Origin of the sequence: Trichocoleus sp. FACHB-591 (genome assembly GCF_014695845.1) — a bacterium.
In the GTDB taxonomy this organism is placed as follows: domain Bacteria; phylum Cyanobacteriota; class Cyanobacteriia; order FACHB-46; family FACHB-46; genus Trichocoleus.
In genome coordinates this window covers 1-2,508 of sequence record NZ_JACJPA010000037.1, presented here as the reverse complement: position 1 = coordinate 2,508, position 2,508 = coordinate 1, and the positions used below count along the sequence as shown (strand labels likewise).

The 2,508-nt window shown below is 47.9% G+C and carries 3 protein-coding genes; 2 read left to right on the top strand and 1 reads right to left on the bottom strand.

Going from position 1 to position 2,508, the window contains the following annotated elements; translation table 11 throughout:
- Positions 1-812, bottom strand: an 812-nt coding sequence (locus tag H6F90_RS05935) for a DNA/RNA non-specific endonuclease (RefSeq protein WP_370587956.1), incomplete at its 3' end; no start/stop codon positions are given.
- Between the two features lie 158 nt (positions 813-970).
- Here H6F90_RS05935 and H6F90_RS30355 point away from each other — a divergent pair.
- Both H6F90_RS30355 and H6F90_RS05930 read left to right on the top strand, forming a co-directional pair.
- Positions 971-1,480: a hypothetical protein gene (locus H6F90_RS30355; RefSeq protein ID WP_206756158.1), complete on the top strand. Its 510-nt coding sequence runs from the start codon at positions 971-973 to the stop codon at positions 1,478-1,480.
- Between the two features lie 53 nt (positions 1,481-1,533).
- Positions 1,534-2,079, top strand: a complete 546-nt coding sequence (locus H6F90_RS05930; RefSeq protein WP_190551092.1) for a hypothetical protein — start codon at positions 1,534-1,536, stop codon at positions 2,077-2,079.
- The last annotated feature ends 429 nt before the right edge of the window (positions 2,080-2,508 follow it).

Genomic DNA, 2,508 nt, shown 5'->3' with positions numbered 1-2,508 from the left:
GTCTTCGCTTCAATTTGGTCCACCGAGGTTTTGAAGGACTGCCAGCTATTCCTCTTAATCCCCTGTCGATTTGGCATCTCCACTGCAATGACTCGCGTCTTGCTAGTGATGCCTTTCAGTCCGGCACCTGGCTTGTCGAGCACCACAATTACTTTCCAGGTGCTGGCTGGAACCACAACCTTGCCTGCTGCCAGCGTGGTCATTGCACCTTTTCCACCCACACCACCTTGGCCCCTGCCTCCAGCGATGATGTAAAGCTCTTTCCCCTGCCTGACTAAATCTCGGCAGTACTCTTCCAAGGCCACCCACGGCCCTTGATTATTGTCTGGAGCTTGAGGAATGATATTGGTCATCAAAAAGGTGGCAGAGTTTGCCTCAACTGTTCCGCCGCGATCTTCCGATGACGTGAGATGGCCACGATCGAAGCCACTGTTTGTATAGTCTCTGGGAGTCACCCGATACCAGCCCGTTGGAAGCTGGGGGTCTGGGCGGAAATCATTCTGTCGCTCCGCCTCTCCCAACCATTTGGAATTCAGTTGCCAACTCACCCAGTTGGGAGTACCTTTGCTGCGATTGTAGGACAAGGCGTACTGCGGCTTCACCATCAAGTAGTTATCTGGCTTAGCTACATCTGCCACAGCATTACTAGGATTGCCCAGTCGTAAGTGAACACTTCTAGAAGTCGGTGGCGAGGGTGAAGGGATCGGAGTTGGCGCTGGAACTGAAGGTGGACTTTCAATCGGAGGAGCGATCGCGCATCCAGCTAAGGCCAACAACAGCCCAATTAAGCACACGAAAAATTTGATGGGCACGTCACACCTCCCAAAAGCTGCACCTTCTCAATATCTTATGGGCTTTCTAGAAACTCCAGAAAAGATGGCAAAACCTTTAACGCTTTGCTGTACGGCTTTAATACAAGCTTGAGCGTTAGAGATTTGCTAGTTTGGTGCTACTTCATCGAAGAATTGCAATGGCGCAACTATCAAGGCGTTTATTTTCTATTGCTCCTCGACTACTCCTTGCTGGTATCATCGCTGGTTCCTATCGCTTCGTTGCTTATACCACGCTCTATATGTTCGCTGTTCCACCTTTATTGAATTCGGGTAGTGCGATTCCAACTTATGCGGGGTTTTACCTTTGGGCTCCGAGCCTCACTGGAAAAGTGTCCAACCTCCAGTGTGTAACTAGAGGGGAAGGCCCGTTCAATTATGGCTACTACTGCCGTTTTAAGGCGAGACCAACAGATATCTTGCAGTTTGTCAGGGAGAAGGTACTAGATTCTGGTGGGTTAGCTGGGAATCCTGATTGGATCTACGGGTGTAACCCAGCAGCGATACAGTCTCCTGAAGAACTTTGGTGGAAACCATCAGAACTTGGGGTTGGAGGGCAAACACGGTGCTATTCCACAATGGGTATCTGGACCGATGAACTGGCGTATTCTCCAGTCAGCCAGATTGCTTACATTAGGAGTTCTGATTAACAAGCATGCGCAGAGGTTTTTGCTAAAGAACTAACCCTAATTAAGGAGTTGTAATGGCACAACTATCAAGGCGTTTACGTTGGATTGCTCCCCGACTGCTGATTGCGGGTACCATCGCTTTTCCTGTTTATTTGATTACGTCTGGATTACTGGCTTACCTGACTGCCCCCTATCTGCTGAATTCAGAGAGTGCCATCCAAACCTATATGGGGTTTTACTTTTGGCATCCCAATCTTGCCGGAAAAGTGTCCAATCTTCGTTGTTTTACTAACGGAAAAGCCTTAGACGATTATGCCTACTATTGCCGATTTCAGTTGAAGCCAGCGGATGTGCAGCAGTTAGTCAGGAAGGAGAAATTAGCGGTGGGTCAGTTGGATGAGGAAGGATGTGAACCACCCTATCTAGCTTCGCCTCCCGGTACATACTTAAACTCGTTTCCTCAAGGACGTTGGTGGAGACCGTCAAAAATTGAGCTTGGAGAGCAAGCCCAGTGCTACTCACAAAGGCATACCAACACCACTGAACTCGTGTATTCTCCGGCAAGCCAAATTGCTTATCTCAGGCACTCCGACTTGGACTATGTCTACTTTGGAGAGTGAGGTGCTGGGAACTCTCATTCAGGAAATTGCCTTTCAACTAAAAGCTTGGCTCCACTTCTACTAATACTCCTGCGATCGCTCTAGATACCTAATTCTCATACCCTTAGTTATTTTTGCTACCTTGTATTTTTCTGGCTATTCTCGAAAAACGTTAACAAAAGCTAACATTTTTAGGCCGCTCAAAATCCCCAAATCGCTCTCTATATCGTGATTTTCTAGCGATCGTCTCCTTAAAACAGTCGTGTTATCAGTAGTTAGTTATTTTGCTACCTAGCGCTGCCTAAGTACACTGATAGCGCAACCTAACATTTTAAGGCTAGTAGTTCGACACACCGATTTTGACAGGTAGAGAGAAGTCAGGGAAACTGGTTGAAAATCAACAATCCCCTCCTCATGCCAGAAAAGTACACGGTCACCCTCACCCCTGAG

Bases quoted from the DNA above. Each gene is read 5' to 3' on its own strand.
- H6F90_RS30355 (WP_206756158.1), top strand. From the start codon at position 971: ATGGCGCAACTATCAAGGCGTTTATTTTCTATTGCTCCTCGACTACTC.
- H6F90_RS05930 (WP_190551092.1), top strand. From the start codon at position 1,534: ATGGCACAACTATCAAGGCGTTTACGTTGGATTGCTCCCCGACTGCTG.